This is a genomic window from Arthrobacter sp. P1_B9 (assembly GCF_056406495.1).
In genome coordinates this window covers 1-17,878 of the sequence record NZ_JBFUAA010000003.1, presented here as the reverse complement: position 1 = coordinate 17,878, position 17,878 = coordinate 1, and the positions used below count along the sequence as shown (strand labels likewise).

Annotated in this window: 12 protein-coding genes and 1 rRNA gene; 8 read left to right on the top strand and 5 right to left on the bottom strand. The window is 67.3% G+C overall.

What is annotated here, in order from left to right; translation table 11 throughout:
• The first annotated feature begins 58 nt into the window (after positions 1 to 58).
• Positions 59 to 1,285: a serine hydrolase domain-containing protein gene (locus tag AC1D1A_RS05105; RefSeq protein WP_476856632.1), complete on the top strand. Its 1,227-nt coding sequence runs from the start codon at positions 59 to 61 to the stop codon at positions 1,283 to 1,285.
• Complete coding sequence (locus tag AC1D1A_RS05100; protein ID WP_476947273.1) at positions 1,282 to 2,229, top strand: HNH endonuclease; 948 nt, start codon at positions 1,282 to 1,284, stop codon at positions 2,227 to 2,229. The genes AC1D1A_RS05105 and AC1D1A_RS05100 overlap by 4 nt, the downstream gene beginning before the upstream one ends.
• 32 nt (positions 2,230 to 2,261) lie before the next feature.
• Here AC1D1A_RS05100 and AC1D1A_RS05095 read toward each other — a convergent pair whose 3' ends face one another.
• Positions 2,262 to 3,770, bottom strand: coding sequence for a phenylacetate--CoA ligase family protein (locus AC1D1A_RS05095; RefSeq protein WP_476947272.1), 1,509 nt, complete (start codon positions 3,768 to 3,770; stop codon positions 2,262 to 2,264).
• 355 nt (positions 3,771 to 4,125) lie between these two features.
• Here AC1D1A_RS05095 and AC1D1A_RS05090 point away from each other — a divergent pair, with 355 nt between their 5' ends.
• The 6 genes from AC1D1A_RS05090 (at position 4,126) to AC1D1A_RS05065 (ending at position 14,052) form a co-directional block, all read left to right on the top strand.
• Positions 4,126 to 5,562 carry a flotillin family protein gene (locus AC1D1A_RS05090; protein ID WP_476859199.1) on the top strand — a complete coding sequence of 479 codons (1,437 nt, stop codon included), beginning with the start codon at positions 4,126 to 4,128 and terminating at the stop codon, positions 5,560 to 5,562.
• A 66-nt stretch (positions 5,563 to 5,628) separates the two neighbouring features.
• Positions 5,629 to 5,868 (top strand): hypothetical protein, encoded by a 240-nt coding sequence (locus tag AC1D1A_RS05085; RefSeq protein WP_143264731.1) that lies wholly within the window; start codon positions 5,629 to 5,631, stop codon positions 5,866 to 5,868.
• A 386-nt stretch (positions 5,869 to 6,254) separates the two neighbouring features.
• The gene (locus AC1D1A_RS05080) at positions 6,255 to 7,427 is read left to right on the top strand and encodes a glycosyltransferase family 4 protein (RefSeq protein WP_476947271.1); all 1,173 of its coding nucleotides are present in this window, start codon (positions 6,255 to 6,257) and stop codon (positions 7,425 to 7,427) included.
• Between the two features lie 148 nt (positions 7,428 to 7,575).
• Positions 7,576 to 9,849 (top strand): putative bifunctional diguanylate cyclase/phosphodiesterase, encoded by a 2,274-nt coding sequence (locus tag AC1D1A_RS05075; RefSeq protein WP_476947270.1) that lies wholly within the window; start codon positions 7,576 to 7,578, stop codon positions 9,847 to 9,849.
• Positions 9,850 to 9,952: 103 nt separating this feature from the next.
• A complete protein-coding gene (locus AC1D1A_RS05070; protein ID WP_476947269.1) occupies positions 9,953 to 12,088 on the top strand; it encodes a putative bifunctional diguanylate cyclase/phosphodiesterase in 2,136 nt (711 codons plus the stop codon).
• A 146-nt stretch (positions 12,089 to 12,234) separates the two neighbouring features.
• Positions 12,235 to 14,052 (top strand): putative bifunctional diguanylate cyclase/phosphodiesterase, encoded by a 1,818-nt coding sequence (locus AC1D1A_RS05065; RefSeq protein WP_476947268.1) that lies wholly within the window; start codon positions 12,235 to 12,237, stop codon positions 14,050 to 14,052.
• A 230-nt stretch (positions 14,053 to 14,282) separates the two neighbouring features.
• On the opposite strand, the gene AC1D1A_RS05060 is transcribed toward AC1D1A_RS05065, so the two are convergent.
• The 4 genes from AC1D1A_RS05060 to rrf form a co-directional block, all read right to left on the bottom strand.
• Entirely contained in the window at positions 14,283 to 14,573 is a 291-nt protein-coding gene (locus AC1D1A_RS05060) for an excalibur calcium-binding domain-containing protein (RefSeq protein WP_223915864.1), read from the bottom strand.
• Positions 14,574 to 14,667: 94 nt separating this feature from the next.
• Positions 14,668 to 15,528, bottom strand: a complete 861-nt coding sequence (locus tag AC1D1A_RS05055; RefSeq protein ID WP_476947267.1) for an SDR family NAD(P)-dependent oxidoreductase — start codon at positions 15,526 to 15,528, stop codon at positions 14,668 to 14,670.
• 136 nt (positions 15,529 to 15,664) lie between these two features.
• Positions 15,665 to 17,167 carry a CBM96 family carbohydrate-binding protein gene (locus AC1D1A_RS05050; RefSeq protein WP_476947266.1) on the bottom strand — a complete coding sequence of 501 codons (1,503 nt, stop codon included), beginning with the start codon at positions 17,165 to 17,167 and terminating at the stop codon, positions 15,665 to 15,667.
• 352 nt (positions 17,168 to 17,519) lie between these two features.
• Positions 17,520 to 17,636 (bottom strand): 5S ribosomal RNA (rrf, locus tag AC1D1A_RS05045).
• Positions 17,637 to 17,878 lie beyond the last annotated feature (242 nt).

Below are 17,878 nucleotides of genomic sequence, written 5' to 3'. Positions count from 1 at the left end.
CCTGGCTGGGGGCGTTTTCCTGCCCTGACTGCACTCCCGACCTGCAAGAAGGACCCTCATGCCGATGGTCTGGATCCGCGAAAAATCCCGCCGGTTCACGGCCGCAATCCTCGCCGTCGTGCTTACGGCCGCCCTCGGCGGCTGCGTCCCCGGGCCGAAACCGCCGGCGCCGGCGTCGCCCGATTCCGGCTACCGGTCCGTGCTCGAACAGTTCGGCAGGAGATTGCTCGACGAGGGCGCCCCGGCCGTCCTCATCCAGGTCCGCGTGGGCGGGGACGAGTGGTCCGCGGCCTACGGGGTCCGAAACCTGAACAGCCCGTCCCGGGCCGAGATAACGGACCCGGTGCACATCGGCGGGGTCACCAAGTCCATGGTGGCCGTCTGCGTGCTCAAACTGGCCGAGGAGGGCCGGCTGGAACTGGACGCGCCGGTCAGCACCTACCTGCCGGAGTTCAACAAGGTGATGCACCCGCCGGGACCGGTCACGGTCCGCCAGCTGCTGCAGCACCGCTCCGGCATGCCGTCGGTGGACGGGCCGTTGTTCGATCCGGCCACAGTGCGCGAAGCCCTGACCACCAAGGTGAGCCTGGCGGATCTGCTGGCCATGGCGGGGCGGATCTCCTGGCAGGCGAAGCTGGCCCAGGGATTTGAATACTCCAACTCGAATTACATTGCCCTGGCGCTGATCGTCGAGCGCCTCAGCGGCCGGCGGATCGGCGAGGTGATCAGCACCGACATCATCGAGCCGCTGGGTTTGAGTGAAACCTTGATGACGGCGGCCGGGCCGGCGCCGTCGTCCATGATCCACGGCTACATCGCGCTGGACCGCAAACAACTGGACGTCACCTATCCGGCCGCCCAGATCGACAACGCCGCGGGCGGCATGGTGTCCTCCGTGGCGGACGTGAATACGTTCTACCGCGCGCTGCTGCAGAACAAGCTGCTCAAGCCGGCGACGATCACGCAAATGGAGAGCCCGCTCTACGCCAGGTACGGACTCGGCGTGGTCCGCTGGAACGATCTGTGCACCAACGACTTCTACTACGGCCATCCCGGCGACGTGCCCGGCTACGGCACCATCACCATGACCAGCGCGGACGGAACCCGGCAGCTCACCATGGCCGTGGCCTACCCGCCGGAACCGCTCCCACGCGGGGACACCCACATTCTGCACCAAATGGAGTCCATCGCGGAGGACACCCTCAACGCCACGTGCATGACCGGGCCGACCGGGCCGCTCAACAATGCCGCAGGCAGTCCGGGCACTGCGACAATGGGCAGATGACAGCAATCATCCTCGTCTGGGACCCCGACGAATGGAACGATTGGACCTACCCGGCCGTGCTGGAAGAGGTCGCCGAAACCGGCCGGCACCTGGCCAGCTGGGACGTCGGGACCTCTCTCGACAGCGGAGCCGGCAACGCGGCCGGAAGCGCCGCCGGCACGGACGCGTGGCTGGTGCTCCAGGGCCGCCACGGACGCGGCCTGATCGGCCACGGCGTTATCGTCGCGGAACGGCCGGTTCCCCGCGTCCAGGCACCGGACTCCGCGAGCGCCGCCCGGACCGGCGTACCGGCCGACTCGCCGCCCGGCGCACCGCCCGGCGCACAAGGCGCGTCCCCGCTCTACCTCCAGGTGGACTTCGACGCCCTCCTGCCCGCCGGCGACCAGATCCCGACCGGGGTCCTCGCCGAGGCCGTGCCCGGCATCGACTGGGAAGCCCTTCATGGTCCCGCGCTGGCCGTCGACCCCGCCGTCGAGCCCCTGCTCCGCGGCCTCTGGGGTGAGTTTGGCCCGGTGCCGGCTGACCCCACGCAGCCCGTGCCCGGCACCGTCCCGGCGGCGGCGGTCACCCGGGTCGAAGTAAACAAGTACGAACACAGTCCGGACGCCCGAAGGGTCTGCGTCGCCCACCACGGGACCAGCTGCGCCGCGTGCGGATTCTCGTTTGAAATCGCCTACGGCGAGATCGGTAAAGACTTCATCCCGGTCCACCACCTGGTCCCGGTGTCACAGCTGGGCAGCGGGTATGAACTGGACCCCATCACAGACCTCGTCCCGCTCTGCGCCAACTGCCACGCCATGGCGCACCACGGGGTACGGACCCCGCGCAGCGTCGCGGAGCTGCGCCGGATCATGGCCGCCGCCGGGTTCCTGACCGGACAGTCCGTGACCCCGGAGCAGCTCCAGGCCCAGCAGGACGCCCGGCGGATCCTGGAACAGCACTAACAGCCCTAACAGCAGGGGCAGCAGCAGCCGGCTCAGGCGGACCACACCTCGCGGAACTTGCCGCTCCGGTCCGGCCGGGGCGGCTCATCGCTAAAGCGGACGTCGACGCCGGCGGCGCCCTGGGCCGCGAAGAACGCACCCAGGCGCTCCCCCACCGCCGTCCGCACGGCCGTCGTCGCGGCATCCGGCCAGAGCTCGAGCCGCACGGTGAGCGAGCGCGGCCCGGTGCGGATCGCCTGGAACCGGCGGACGCCGGCGGTCTCCTCGATCACCGTGCCCAGCGCCAACGGCAGCACGGTGACCACTTTCCCGTCCGACCCTGCACCGTCCACCACTGCCCCGTCCGGCACTGCACCGTCCAACCCTGGACCGTCCAACCTTGTGCCGTCCAACGTTGCCTTGTCGGCGGCAGCGAAGCTCAGCACGCCGCCGCTGCGGCCCTCGACCCGCAGCGTGGGAAACGGGCTGCCGCAGGCGCACGGGCCGGCAGCCAGCTGCACCCGGTCGCCCAGGTTGTACCGGATGAGTGGCTGGACCCGGTTGGCCAGGTTGGTGACCAGCACCGTGTGGGAGAGTTCGCCGGGCGGGACGGGCCGGAAGGCGTCGTCCACCGGTTCCACGATGTTCCAGTCCGCGTTGACGTGCAGCAGCCCTTGCCGGCAGCGGCTGGTCAGGGCGAGCGCCTCCGAGGCAAGGTATCGCTCAGTGACCCGGCAGCCGAGGGCCGCCTCGATCTCGGCCGCTGCGTGGGCTGCCAGGCTCTCTCCGGACGCGACCGCCAGGAGCGGATGAATCCGTAGCCGTCCCGCTTTCTGTTCGGCGGCCAGTTGCACCATGGCGCTCGGATACCCGTAAAGCACTGTCGGCTGGAAGTCGTTGAGGTCCGCCACGAGGTCCGGGAGCGGCCGGAGCACGGAGAATACGCGCACCCGGCGGGCGATGCGGGGGCTGCGCCGCCGCGCGGATTCGGTCAGCACGACGCCGGCAAAGTGGTCCCCGTCCGCGATCAGCGCCGCGGCCCGCAGTCCCCGGTGCAGGAAAGCCCGCGCCTCCTTGGCCGCCATCAGGGTCCGCCGTTCGCGGATCGGGCCCAGGAGAATGGCCACCAGCTGCGAGGTCCGGTCATGGACCAGGACCGCGGGTTCACCAGTGGACCCCGACGTCGTCACCACGAGGTACTGTCCGCGGTAGAGGCCGCCGATCCGCGACGGGTCATCGAGCAGGTCTTGCTTCAGCCCGGCGAGCGTGATGTGGGGATCGGTCACCCAGTCATCGAAGTTCTCCATGAGCTCGCGCTTGCCCACCGGAGGCAGCTCCCCTAAATACCTGCCCAGATCCTTGGCCCGGTCCGGGACCACGTCCGGGACCACGTCCGGGACCACGTCCGGGACGTCCCGGTACAGCCTGCGGAAGAAGGGCGAGGAGGACCGTGCGCACTCGACCAGCGCGGCGAGCCGGTCGCGCTGCCGGCGGGCGACCTCATCCTGGCTTGCCCGACCGGCCCGCCAGATGTCCCACGCGATCCCGGCCGTCCGTGTCATCCCAAGAGGAGAGCCGCGCATCACCCATCACCCCTTCACGGGCAGGCACTCATGGCCTCCGCCGTTCCCCGCTCACTCAGGCAGGCGCGCTCGTCCGCCCTTCCACGCCCGCACCCTCTTCCACGCTGGCACGGCGGCGGAGGCTCCCAACAGGGGCTTTAGGCACCGGCGGGACCTGGGCGTATGCCCGGACATCGTCGAATTGCTGGACTCCCGGCCGGAAGCACCACAGACTGTGTACAACAGCTGGCTGGGCGGCGTGGGAATTCCTGCCTCCAGGCCGGCCGGGGACTACCAGCAGCATCGTTTGGGGCTTTGCTTAATTTCTTTTCCACCGCCGTGAAAGGACCTGGTTATGCCGGACTTGTCATTTTTGTATCCGCTCATTTCGATCATCCTGGGGGCGGTCGCCGTCGTCGGCGTCATCTGGGTGGCAACAAAACTGATGTGGAAGGTGGCGGAACCGAACGAGGCCCTCATTATCTCCGGCCTGACGCGCGGCACGCTGGAAACCCGTGAAGGGATGGACTTCAAGATCGTCACGGGCAAGGGGGCCCTGGTGCTGCCGGGCCTGCAGACGGTGCGGCCGCTGTCCCTGACGCTGAACGAAACCGAACTCAAGGTCTCCTGCGTCACTTCCCAGGGCATCCAGGTGATTGTCGACGGCGTGGTCATCTACAAGATCGGCGACGCCCCGCCGTTCATTGCCAACGCCGCGCGCCGGTTCCTGGGCCAGCAGCCCAAGATGGAAAGCCAGGTGTACAACGTCTTCGAAGGCCACCTGCGTTCGATCATCGGCAGCATGACGGTCGAGGAGATCATCCGCGAGCGCGACAAGCTGGCCTCCCAGGTCCGCAGCGCCAGCGGCGTGGAAATGGAGAAGCTGGGTCTCGTCGTCGACTCGCTGCAGATCAAGGACCTCCAGGACCCCACGGGCTACATCCAGAACATCGCCAAGCCGCACATTGCCATGGTCAAGATGGAGGCCCGCATCGCGGAGGCCACCCGGAACCGCGAGGCGGCGGAAAAGGAAGCGGAGGCCGAGGCCTTGATTGCCGATGCCCGGAGCTTATCCGCCATCCGGCAGTCCGAGGCGCAGGCCAATGCCGAGCGCGCCAAGGCGAACGCGGCCCAGGCCGGGCCGCTGGCCGACGCCACGGCGCGCCAGCAGGTGGTGGTCCAGGAAACCGAGGTGGCCAAGCTCGAGGCCGACCGGGAGGAACAAAAACTGCAGACCACCGTCCGCAAGCCCGCCGACGCGAGGGCGTACGCCAAGCGCACCGACGCGGAAGGCCAGAAATCCGCGGACATCAGCGCTGCCGAGGCGCTGGCCCGGCGCACCGAGCTCGAGGCCCAGGCCAACGCCCGGCGGACCGAGGTGCAGGCCCAGGCGAACGCGACGGCGGCAGCAGCCGCGGCCGGGGCCACCAAGGTCACCGGTGAGGCCGAGGCCGCCGCCACGAAGGCCCGCGGCGATGCCGCCGCCTCCGCCATCAAAGCCAAGGCACTGGCAGAGGCAGATGGCATCAAGGCCCGCGCCGAAGCACTGGGCACCAACCAGGACGCCGTCATCTCCCAGCAGCTCGCCGAGAACATGCCGGCGATCGTGGCGGCGGCGGCCGAGCCGTTCGCGCACGTCGGCCAGATGACCGTTCTCAACGGCGGCGAAGGGGTCAACCGGATGATCGGCGGGATTTTGGCACAGGTGGGCGACTACCTCCCGGCGCTCTCCACAGCCCTCAAAAACACCCGGGATGGCGGCAAACGGCCGGCGAAGGCGCCTGAGGCGTAGGGGCGGGAATGCGCGCGGAGAGCCGGAGGACCTGATGTACTGGGATTCTGATGTACTGGGGTTCTGATGCATAAGGATGTTGACCGGAGCCTGACCGGAAAGATCGGCCGCGTCACCGGACGGATCGGCCCAGGCACCATCGGCGAGGTCATGCTGCCGGTCCGCGGCGGAACCAGTGCGTTCCACGCGCACCCGTTCGATAAGACCAGCGTTTTCGCCGTGGGCGAGCAGGTCCTGGTCATCTATTTTGAGCCGCCGCAGACGGTGTTTGTGGACGAACTTCCGGATGTCCTCAAGGCCGATTGACCCTCTGGACGGTAAGAGGCGACGGGAGTATTCTGAAGTTCCGTAGCCTCTGGAGGTATTTCTGATGGAAGGCAACAAGCGTGCGCGTTGCGGTCCGGTTTCCGGCATCCGTGCCCGCTTCCCGGTCGGCAACTGGCCCGACCCGCTGTAGCTCGACTTTCGTCATGCCATCCGGCACCGCTGCTTCGTAGGGTTTGCGCCGTGGACGCATGGCCGCACTGGAGTGTGCCCACTTGAGGGCGCCTGACTAGTTCCCGGCAACCGTCCGCCTATCCGCGCGCCCTGTGGCGGTTCCCTCCTGAGTTCGCCCACCTGTTTACCCACTCTTCCCCTCCCGGCCACGCCTGCTCCCCCGCACCGCAAACCGCCGCCCGCACCGTGGAGGGGTGAGGATCGCAATCGTCGCCGAATCATTCCTGCCGCTCATGAACGGGGTCACCCACTCCATCCTGCGCGTGCTGGAGCATCTGCACGAGCGCGGGGACGAGGTGCTGGTAATCGCACCGTCCACGCAGGACACGGATGTACAGGACGAGGTCTATGGCGCCCACGTCCTCCGGCTCCCCTCGGTCCCGCTGGCCGGCTACGCGAATCTGCGGGTGGCGATGGGCGGTGTGTATCGGGTCAAGCGAATCCTTGCCGACTACGCGCCCGACGTCGTGCACCTCGCGTCCCCGTTCGTGCTCGGCTGGCGGGCAGCGCAGGCCGCCCACCAGCTCGGCATCCCCACGGTCGCCATCTACCAGACCGAGGTCCCCGGCTATGCGGGCCGCTACGGCGTCCCCTTCCTGGAGAACTGGGCCTGGAACCGGGTGGACCAGATCCACCTGCTGGCCTCGCGCACCCTGGTCCCTTCCACGTTCGCGCTCAACCAGCTCCGCGGCCGCGGCATTCCGCGCGTGGACATGTGGCGGCGCGGCGTGGACACGCAGCGGTTCAACCCCGCGAAGCGCGACGCCGGCTGGCGGGCTGCCGTGGCGCCCGGCGGCGAGCGCCTCATCGGCTACGTGGGCCGGCTGGCGGCCGAGAAGCAGGTGGAGGATCTGGCGGTGCTGGCGGATGTTCCCGGGACCCGGCTGGTGATCATCGGCGACGGGCCCCAGCGGGCCGCCCTGGAAGCTGCCCTGCCGCGGGCGGTCTTCACCGGTTTCCTCGGCGGCGACCACCTCGCCCGGGCCGTGGCCTCCTTCGATCTCTTCGTCCATCCCGGCGAGTTCGAGACATTTTGCCAGACCATCCAGGAGGCCATGGCGTCCGGGGTGCCGGTGGTGGCCACTGGCCGCGGCGGCCCGCTGGACCTCGTGGAGAACTCGCGGACCGGCTGGCTGTACGAGCCCGGCGACCTCGCCGGGTTCCGTGCCCGGGTGATGGACCTGATGGGCGACGACGCCAAGCGCCGAGCGTTCGCCGCGGCCGCGCACGCCTCGGTCCAGGGCCGCACGTGGTCCGTGCTAGGCGCCGAACTCGCTGGCCACTACAGGGCCGTGATCAGCGAGTCCCAGGTGGGCCGCTCCCCCCGCGCTGCCCTATCACTTAGGGCTGCCAAACCGGGGTTTTAAGCACCCTAGGTGATAGCGCAACTGGGCGGTTGGTCCTCCGCCACGGGCACGGATTCGGCCCCGCCCACGTGTTGACACCCTCTTGACACCCAAGGGAGGCTTCCGGCGCCTATGATTTCCCGATGGGAGGGTTCTAAATGTCTCGTTGGTGGTCTCAGGTTCGCACGGCGGTAGCCGGGTGACGGCGTCGTCGTACCCGGAGGAAGCCCCCGGCACAGTCCCAACGACAGTCCCCCAGGAAGTATCCGCCGCGGTCCCGGGCTACGGGGACCTGGTGGAATCCAGCCCCGACGCCCTGCTGGTGGTGGCCGAGGACGGGACCATCAGGATGGTCAACACCGCCGCGGAGCGCATGTTCGGGTACGTTCGCGAGGAACTCGTGGGCTCGGACCACCGCATGCTCCTGGCCGAGGGGTTCCGGAACGGCCTCGAGCGGCTGTTCTTCAACCTCCGCCGCGGCGCCCACCCCGACGGCGACGCCGCTGACGCCGAAACTGACACTGACACTGCTCCCGTGGAGGCTTACGGGGTGCGGCGGGACGGTACGGAGTTCCAGGCCGAGGTGGCCGGATCTATTTTCTTCACCGGTACAGGCGCCCGGGACGGGACTGGTAAAGGGACCGCGAGCATGATCGCCGCGGTCCGGGACACCTCGCACCGGCCGGAGAACGATGACAGCCTCCGCGAGGCCATGTCGCTGCTGAGCGCGACGCTCGAATCCACCGCCGACGGCATCCTGGTGGTCAGCAGCGACGGCGAGATCGCCGGTGTCAACAATCAGTTCGTCACCATGTGGGGCATCCCTCGGGAGATGCTGGCCACCGGGGAGGACGAGGCGGTCATGGCCTTCGTCCTGGACCAGTTGCAGGATCCGGCCCAGTTCGTCGAGAAGGTCGAGGCCCTCTACGCCGACCCCGCGGCGGAAAGCCACGACATCCTGGAATTCCGCGACGGCCGGACTTTTGAACGCTATTCCCGCCCGCAGAAAGTCGCGGACCAGGTGGTCGGACGCGTGTGGAGCTTCCGGGATGTGACCGCGGCCAAGGTGGCCCAGGACCGGATCACCCGGGCCATGGCCGACCTCGCCGCACAGTCCGCGCAGCTGACGGCGCTGGCGTTCCGGGACGGATTGACCGGACTGTCCAACCGCCAACTGTTCAACGACCGCCTCGCAAGCGCCCTGGCGGACCAGCACGGCGGCGCCGTCGACGTCCTGCTCCTTGACCTGGACGACTTCAAGGAAGTCAACGACATCCTGGGCCACCACGCCGGGGACCAGATGCTCATTGAGGTCGGCCGGCGCCTGCGCGCGTGCGTGCGCCCGAGCGACATCGTGGCCCGGCTGGGCGGCGACGAGTTCGTGGTGCTCCTGCTCGACTCGCTGGAGCCCGAGGCGGTCGCCGCCCGGATCGTCGACTCGCTGCGCGTCCCGGTGTGGATCGACGGCACCATGCTGCGGCCCAGCCTCAGCCTGGGGCTCGCCTCGATCGGCGAGGCCGCCGTGGACGCCTCCGAGCTCCTGCGCCGTGCCGACGTCGCGATGTACGCCGCGAAGACCGCCGGGAAGAACCGGTACATGCGCTTCAAGCCGGAAATGATGAAGGCCCTCGTGGACCGCAACGACCTCGAGGCCGGCCTGCGGCGCGCCGTGGACAGCGGACAGATCGCCGTCCACTACCAGCCGATCGTCTCTGCCGGCAGCGGGACCGTGACAAAGGTCGAGGCCCTGGCCCGCTGGGTGCGCAACGGCGCGCTCGTCCCGCCCAAGCATTTCATTCCGGCGGCGGAACGCAGCGGCCTCATTGTCGAGATCGGCACCGAGGTGTTGCTGCGCGGCTGCACGGAGCTCAAGCCCTGGCTGGACGAGGACTCCACCCGGTCCCTGGCCGTGAACGTCTCCGGTGTCCAGCTGCAGCACGGGGACTTCGCCGAGCTGGTCATGGCCGTGACGGAATCCTGTGGCGTGGACCCGCGCCAGCTGATCCTGGAGGTCACGGAGAGCGTCTTCTTTGAAGACGACTGCCACGTCATCCAGCAGCTCATGACCCTGCGCGCGGCCGGTGCCCAAGTGGCGCTGGACGACTTCGGCACCGGCTTCTCCTCCCTGGGACGCCTGCAGGGCCTGCCCGTGGACACGCTGAAGATCGACCAGTCGTTTGTGTCCATGATCAACACCGGCACCGAGCAGTTGCCCATCCTGAACGCCATGATCGGGATGGCCCACGGACTGGGGCTGACCGTCACCGCGGAGGGCGTGGAAACGGCCGCCCAGGCCCGCTACCTGATGGGTCTGCACTGCGATTCGCTGCAGGGTTTCCTGTTTTCAGGCCCCCAGCCGGAGGCCACGCTCCAGCCCGCGCTGGACCGGGCGGCCCTGGCCATCGCCGCGCTGCGCGGCGATCGGGTGCCCGGCAACCGGTGACCCGCAAAGTTCCATGGCCGAGGTGCTGGACACGGGGCCGAAGGACCCTATGATTCAGTGAAACGCATTGCTCCGGGCCCTCGGCCGGGAACATCATCGCTCTATGAACTTCCGTCGCTTGGGGGCCGGTATCGTCGTGGGAACTGGATTTGGTGAAGACCTGCTGGAGCAGGGTCCTGATGCGTTCCTGCTGCTGACCGCGGACGGGACCATCGCCTTCGTGAATTCGGCCGCGGAACGGCTGTTCGGCTACCCCCGCGAGGAACTCCTCGGCGTTCAGCACACCATCCTGCTCTCGGAGGAAGCCCACAGCGGCTTCCTGCGGGTCTTCGGCCGGCTGGGACGCAAAAGCCCGGCCGGAAGCCGCCCGTTCGCGGCCGCCGGACTGCACCGCGACGGTTCGGACCTCGCCCTGGAGATCACGTGCTCGCTGGTGAGCGTCGACGGCGGCACGGCCATGGCGGTAGCCGTCCGCGACGCCGAGCACCGCAACGACCCCGATTCCGGCCGCCGGCTGGCCCTCTCCCTCGTGGACGCCACGCTGGAATCGACGTCGGACGGTATCGTCGTGCTCTCCAGCGAAGGCCAAATCACCGGGATCAACGACCAGTTTCTGTTGCTGTGGGGCATGCCGCCGGAACTGATCGCGGCCGAGGACCCCGATGCGCTGGTGCGGTTCATCGCGGACCAGCTGGTGGATTCCGACTCCTTCCTGCAAAAGGTTGCAGCGCTCTACGCGGACAACCTGATGCAGAGCCATGACATCCTCGAGTTCGCCGACGGCCGCACCGTGGAGCTGTACTCGCGCCCGCAGAAGGTGGCGGACGCAATCGTGGGACGGATCTGGAACTTCCGGGACATCACCTCACGCCGGCGCGCCCAGGACCAGGCCCGCCGCGCCATGGACGAACTGGCCGAGCAGGCGGGCAAGCTCAAGGAACTCGCGTTTCAGGACCCGCTCACCGGGCTGGCCAACCGGATGCTCTTCAACGAACGGGCTGCCGCGGCACTGCTGACCCCGGAACCGGTACACGTGCTGCTCCTTGACCTGGACGACTTCAAGGAAGTCAACGACGTCCTGGGACATCATGCCGGCGACGAGATGCTGGTCGAGATTTCCCGCCGGCTCCAGAACTGCGTGGGTCCGCACGGCACCGTCGCCCGGCTGGGCGGGGACGAGTTCGTGGTCCTGCTGGTCGGCTGCCGGGACGCCGACACCGTGGCCCAGCGCGTGGTCAGCACCCTGAACGCCCCGGTCTCCATCGAGGGAACCCTCATGCGGCCCGGCCTGAGCCTGGGCGTGGCATCGCGCGACGCCGGCACCGAGACGTCGTCGGAGCTGCTCCGGCAGGCGGACCTGGCCATGTACGCGGCCAAGGAGGCCGGGAAGAACTGCTATGTGCACTTCCGGCCCGAGATGCTGGCCGCGCTGCTGGAGCGCACCCAGCTCACGGCCGGGCTGCGGCGGGCGGTGGAACTGGGGCAGATCACCGTCCACTACCAGCCCGTCATCTCCAGTGACCGGCTCGAGGTGGTGCAGTTCGAGGCCCTGGCCCGCTGGGAGTGGGACGGCGAGCTGATTCCGCCGGACGAGTTCATCGAGACCGCCGAACGCAGCGGCCTGATCCGGGAAATCGGCGCCGAGGTGCTCAGGCGCAGCTGCACCGAGCTCGCCCCGTGGCTCGGGGAGGACCCGTTCCGGAGCGTGGCCGTCAACGTCTCCGGCGTGCAGCTGCAGCACCGGGACTTCGCCGAGCGCGTCCTGGACATTGCGGCGTGGAGCGGCGTGGACCCGCGCCAGCTGGTCCTGGAGGTGACCGAGAGCGTGTTCTTCGACGCCCATTCCCACGTGATCGGCCAGCTCGAGACCCTCCGCGAGGCCGGCATCCGGGTGGCCCTGGACGACTTCGGGACCGGCTATTCCTCGCTGGGCCGCCTGCAGGACCTGCCGGTGGATGTGGTGAAGATCGACAAGTCCTTCGTGTCGATGCTGCAGACCGGCGTCGAAAAGCTGCCCATCCTCACCTCCATGATCCACATGGCCCGGAGCCTGGGGCTGAAGGTCACGGCCGAGGGCATCGAGACACCGGCCCAGGCACGCTATCTCATGGACCACGGCTGCGATGCCCTGCAGGGCTTCCTCTTCTCTCGCCCGGAACCCGGGGCGGCCAGGCACCGCGCGGTCCGGAACTCGGCGGCGGCCATCGCCGACCTCGAGGGCGTGCCGCTGCCCGGGTAGCAGGGGCCGTTCGACACATTTGATTGCGGCATGATGGCCATCCCGTCCGGGGAGCCCGCACCGCATATGATTCAGTCAGCGCAGTGCGCCTGCTCTCCGCAAGGTGCCCGCTATCCGTATTCATCGCCGGGGGGCTGTTAGACATCGTGGAAGCTGGTTTCGCACAACAACTGCTGGAGTACAGCCCGGACGCACTTTTGCTGGTCGCCGAGGACGGAGCCATTTCCTTCCTCAATGCGGCCGCGGAACGGCTCTTCGGCTACCCGCGGGCGCAACTGCTCGGCGCGGACCACAGCATGCTCCTGGCCGAGGCCTCGCGGGAGAAATTTCACGGCGTCCTGGCCGGGCTGGCCAAGTCCGCAAGCCCCGGCTCCCCGCCCCCCGGCTCCCCGTTCGCCGGCTCGGGCCGCCGCGCCGACGGCACGGAACTCCCCGTTGAAATCACCTGCTCGCTGGTCCCCGCCGCGGCCGGAGCGGCCGACGCCGGAACGTCCGTTGCCCTCTCCATCCGCGGCGCCGCAGGGCGGAACCCGGGCGCCGGCAGCGCCGGGCGCACCCTCAGCGGCGACTTTGCCCGCCGTCGTACTTCTGGTGCAGCGGGAGTTTCTCTTTCCGGAGGTCCAGCGACAGCCGCTCCTGCGGCGTTTGCCGAGCACGACGACGAACTCAAGGCGGGCTCGCTCCGCGACCCCTTGACGGCGCTGCCCAACGGCCCGCTCTTCAACGAGCGGCTCGCCGCGGCCCTGCGCCGCCCGGATCCGGTGGACATCCTGCTGCTGAACCTCGATGACTTCAAGCACCTCAATGACGTGCTGGGACGCTCCGCGGCCGATGAACTGCTGGTGGAGGTGGCATCCAGGCTGCGCAACTGCGTCCGCCCGCATGACACGGTGGCCCGGCTCGGCGGCGACGAGTTCGCGGTGCTGCTCACCGAATGCCTCAACGCGGACGCGGTGGCCAAACGGATCGCCGAGTCCCTCTACGCCCCCCTGCGCGTCGGCGGCTCCATGGTCCGGCCCGGCGTCAGCATGGGACTGGCGTCAAAGTCGGGGCAGACGCTGGACGGCGCGGAACTGCTGCGGCAGGCCGACGCCGCCATGACCGCCGCAAAGGCTGCCGGGAAGAACAACTGGATGCGGTTCCGGCCGGAGATGCTGAACACCGCGGCCCACAAGGCCGACGGCGATTCCGGGCTGCGGCGCGCCGTCGAACTGGGCCAGATCTCGGTGCACTACCAGCCCGTGGTCTCGCCCGGCATCGGTTCGGTGGTGCAGTTCGAGGCGTTCGCGCGGTGGGAACGGCACGGGCGGCTGGTGCCGCCGAACCAGTTCCTGCCCGTCGCGGAGCAGAGCGGGCTGATCCGCGAGATCGGCGACGAGGTCCTGCGCCGCGCCTGCGCCGAGATCCGGCCCTGGCTGGCCGGCGATCCTGCCTACAGCGTCGCCGTGAACGTCTCGGGCCTGCAGTTCCAGCACCGGGACTTCGCCGCGGACGTGCTGGCGATTGCCGCGTCCACGGGCGTTGACCCGCGCCAGCTCACCCTTGAGCTGACGGAGAGCGTGTTCTTCGACGCCTCCTCGGACGTGCTGGGCCAGCTGCGGCAGCTGCGCGGCGCCGGCGTCCGGATTGCCATGGACGACTTCGGCACCGGGTATTCCACGCTCGGCCGGCTCCAGGAACTGCCCCTGGACAAGGTCAAGATCGACCGCTCCTTCGTGGCCATGATCAAGACCGGCCAGGAACAGCTCCCGTTCTTCGCCACCATGATCAGCGCAGCGCATGCCCTCGGCCTGAAAGTCACGGCGGAAGGCATCGAGACGCCCGCGCAGGCCAAGTACCTGATGGACCGCGGCTGCGACTCCCTGCAGGGCTACCTGTTCGCCAAGCCGGCCCCCGCCAGCCACCTGGCCGGGACCATGGAGAGTGCCCTGAACGCCTTGGACAAGGTCGACGCCGCGCAGTAGGCGGGCGGGCTGGCTGACGTTAGGCCGGCCGCTGGCCGTCCGGGCGGAGCGCGTTGACGCCGCCACACTCTGCCATTGGACGCAAACGGCCGCTAAGCATCATGGCTTAGCGGCCGTTCGTGGCACTTCGTTGGATGGTCCGGGCCGGCCCCAGAAGTTAGAGTCCCGGGGCCGTAGCCGCTTAAAGCAGTCGGGATCCCCGCCATTGGCGAGGATCCCGACTGGCCATATCAGCGCTTTTCGCAGGCGATGCCGTCGTTGTCACGGTCGAGGTCGTACTGGCGGAAACCGCCGTCGTTGAGGCTGTACAGGGTGTTGTCGACACGGAACGTGGTGACCGGCTTTCCGCTGGTCTTGTCGCGGGCGCCCTTCTTGCCGACGCCGTGCGGATAGACCTTGTTCAGCTCCGTGCAGTTCTTGTACGACTTCGGCGCGGGCGCGGCGGATGCCGGCACGGCCGTAGCGCTCAGGACGACGGCGGATGCCGCCAGGGACGCGATAAGCAATTTCTTCAGGCGCACGTTTAAGAGCACTCCCCCAGGTAGAAGCCCTCGACCGCGGATCGGCGAGGGGCAGGAAAATGCTAACCCACGAATTCGGCGTTTCCGGTCAGGCTCAGGCGCCGTGATCCGAGCCCTGGTCCAGCTTGTCGAGGTCCTGGGCCACCATCGCCTCGCTGCGCTGCCACAGCGCCTTGGCCAGGCCCGCGTCGTAGGCCTGCCTGTTGGCCTTGGAGAGCGTCCGCTTGGCGTAGTAAGCGCCGGAGATCCAGTCGTGGCCCGGGGTGGCGTTGGCGAGCCACACAAGGGTGTCCGCGCCCTGGTCAGGGGTCAGCATGAAGCGCTTGAGGAAGGACTTGTAGGCCAGGCGCATAGGGCTCGTGGAGTCTGCCGCGAAGTTGGTGGCCACGCCGCCGGGGTGGAACGCCGCCGTCGAGATTCCCTCGGTGTTGTAGCGGTTGTGGAGTTCGGCGGTGAAGAGGATGTTGGCGAGCTTGGCGTTGCCGTAGGCGCGGTTGGTGGAGTAGCTCTTGGCCGCGTCGAGGTCGTCGATGTCGAACTTGGCGAAGAGCGAATTCGCGACGCTTGAGGTGTTGATGACGGTGGCCTGGCTGGCGGTCAGCACCTCGATCAGCTCGGTGGTGAGCAGGAACGGGGCCAGGTGGTTGACCTGGAAGGTTTTCTCGTGGCCGTCCACGGTGAGCTCACGGGGACCCATGATGCCGCCGGCGTTGTTGGCCAGTACGTCGATCCGCGGGTACTTTTCCTTCAGCTGCGTGGCCAGGGTCCGTACCTGGGCAAGGTCGGCGAAGTCGCTGACAAAGAAATCGGCGCCGATTTCGTTTGCGATCGCTTCGGTCTTTTGCGCGGAACGCCCGACGACGACCACACGTTCCCCCTGCCGGGCGAAGGTCCGCGCGGCGGACGCGCCGATGCCGTCGCTGGCTCCGGTGATGACGATAGTGCGCTCGGGCATTGAGGTGTCCTTAGAACGAAGCGATGGGCTGGTTTTTTGGAATCCAGCCCCGTCGAATTCTAACGAGTGCAACTGAGAGTTCGTTCCGCCGGAGCCTGGAGCTTTCCGAGACTCTGCTGGGAATCCCCCGCAGCGCCTAGATGCGCAGCGGCGACCGGAAACTCAGGGCCGTGCTGGCGTTCTGCAACTTCAGGCTGATGGCCAGCATTTCTTCGGTGGTCCGGAGCAGGGAGTAGTGGCTGTAGTTGCCCTGGATAACGGTGCCCGGGACCACGGATGGTGCCACCACGAAATTGGGTACCGGAGTATCTTCGTCAAAAAGCACGAATATCGCCGTGCGTCCCGCCCGGTAGCTTTGGCTGTTTAGGATGACCGGCAGCCATTGCGAGAGCCAGGTGTCGCCCGTCGCGACGCTGCAGTCATGCATGTCATTGCAAACATTCGGCACCACCACGGAGAAATTCGGCAATGTGTTGTTGGCGAGGTCGCCCGCCAGCTGCCCGGCGCTCACGGTGCCCAGGGGCACATTGTTGACCGCGCATGCCGCCCTGTCCCCCGTCCCTTGGTAGTAGATTTCGGGGTTGTGCCGCTCGGCATAAAGGCCGGACGCGCTCAGCCGGCAATTCGACGGCATGTCCTCCATATAGCTCTTATAGGACTGGCCGGACGTACGCACCTGCCGGAAGATATTGTCGGCCGTAATGGGCGGCAGGCCGCTCGGGCTCGAATCGGACGTGACGCCCTGCGTGCTGCCGGAGGTCATGGCCAGATAGCTCGGCAACGAGGGCAGTCCCAGGCCGGCGTCAGCCCAGGTGGAAACCGAGGCGCACTGGGTCGCCTTTGTACTCATGTACGGCGCGCTGGCGTTCCCGATGACCTGTGAATAGGTCTTGTTCTCAAAAAGCACCCATATGACGTGGTCGTATTTCGCCGGAGGGGCGGTCGCCGTGCCACACGGATTGTCGCCGGGGGGCGGAGGCGGCGGCGGTGGCGGCGGAGGAGGCGGCGGCGGCGTCGCGTTCGTGGTGACGGTCAATCGAGGCCGTTGCGTGGTGACGGAAGTTTCCTTGGAACTGTAAATGACGCCGTCAGAGGATGTGTTGCTGATGCGGAACGAATACGTCCCGTCACCCTTAATCGCGCCGAAGAGATCGAACTCCACATAGGTGTTATCGGCAACAGCGCCGCGCGAAGCCACAATCGGGGTTTCCGCAACGGGCGCGTTGTTGAACGTGATCGTGTTCTCACTCCAGGAGTTGTTGAGGACCCGTCGGACTTGGCCGCCTGAGTTGGATGGATCCGTAGCGAACAGCCGGAGCTTGGCGCCAGTCACGGTACTGCCGGCGGTGCCGGTGACCGTGAGCTTGAGGAAGATCATTTCGACCGGCGAATTATCAGCCTTGAGGCCCGTCGCCGTGCGGAAATTGATAGTGGGACTGTCACGCTTCACCACGGCATCGGCCGTGGTAGAAAAGGTCAAAGTGGCGGCTTCTGCGGGGCCGGCAATAAGGGAAATTGTGGCAGCCACCAGGAAGACAACTGACGCCAGGGAAATCCCTCGGCGCCCCACAAAGGACCGGGCAAACCGATGCCCCTTAGTTGCCTTCGTGCCCAAAGCGAATCCAGGATCTACGCGCATCGCGGGACTCCTATAAGGTCCGGTCGACGCACCCTGCGCCTTAGTGGTCCGTAGGAATTCAAACCCTAGCCGGTCAAATCCTGCCCCTCAATGCGCATGACCAAAATAGCCGGCGGTTTAAAGGTATTCCCAAGGTCTCCATCGATTAAGGAAATGCCCAAGGTTTTTCCATGGTTCTTGCGCATGGCCAGAACTGCCCGCCTGTTTCATCAGGGGCCTCTTCCCAACTGACTCGCAGCAGGGGCCGTTCTGAGCCGCCAAAACGGCCCCTGCTGCCAGTCAGTTGGGTGTTTTGGGCGGTTAAATGCGGGAGGACCCCCACCTGGTGGTGGGGGTCCTCCCGTTAATGGTGTTCCGGCGGTGACCTACTCTCCCACACCCTCCCGGGTGCAGTACCATCGGCGCTGTGGGTCTTAGCTTCCGGGTTCGGGATGGGACCGGGCGTTTCCCCCACGCTATGACCGCCGTAACCCCCTTGCTCCGCCACCGTGCCCGCTGTTGGCGTTGGTGGGGAATACTGTTCTTACATCATCTTTGGTGTTTTTATTTTGTTGTGGTTTTGTTCCTGTCGCAACAGTGCCTTCGTTGACGGTTTTGTTGTTTGGGAACCACATAGTTGACGCAAGCAGTCTTGTTTCTTTGTACCCGTCCCATGGTGTGAACTTCTATTGAATCCGTTCACGGGAAGAGTGTGTGGTGTAAGTTATCGGC

Bases quoted from the DNA above. Each gene is read 5' to 3' on its own strand.
- AC1D1A_RS05055 (WP_476947267.1), bottom strand. From the start codon at position 15,528: ATGCCCGAGCGCACTATCGTCATCACCGGAGCCAGCGACGGCATCGGC.
- AC1D1A_RS05070 (WP_476947269.1), top strand. From the start codon at position 9,953: ATGAACTTCCGTCGCTTGGGGGCCGGTATCGTCGTGGGAACTGGATTT.
- AC1D1A_RS05100 (WP_476947273.1), top strand. From the start codon at position 1,282: ATGACAGCAATCATCCTCGTCTGGGACCCCGACGAATGGAACGATTGG.
- AC1D1A_RS05090 (WP_476859199.1), top strand. From the start codon at position 4,126: ATGCCGGACTTGTCATTTTTGTATCCGCTCATTTCGATCATCCTGGGG.
- AC1D1A_RS05085 (WP_143264731.1), top strand. From the start codon at position 5,629: ATGCATAAGGATGTTGACCGGAGCCTGACCGGAAAGATCGGCCGCGTC.
- AC1D1A_RS05105 (WP_476856632.1), top strand. From the start codon at position 59: ATGCCGATGGTCTGGATCCGCGAAAAATCCCGCCGGTTCACGGCCGCA.
- AC1D1A_RS05050 (WP_476947266.1), bottom strand. From the start codon at position 17,167: ATGCGCGTAGATCCTGGATTCGCTTTGGGCACGAAGGCAACTAAGGGG.
- AC1D1A_RS05095 (WP_476947272.1), bottom strand. From the start codon at position 3,770: ATGACACGGACGGCCGGGATCGCGTGGGACATCTGGCGGGCCGGTCGG.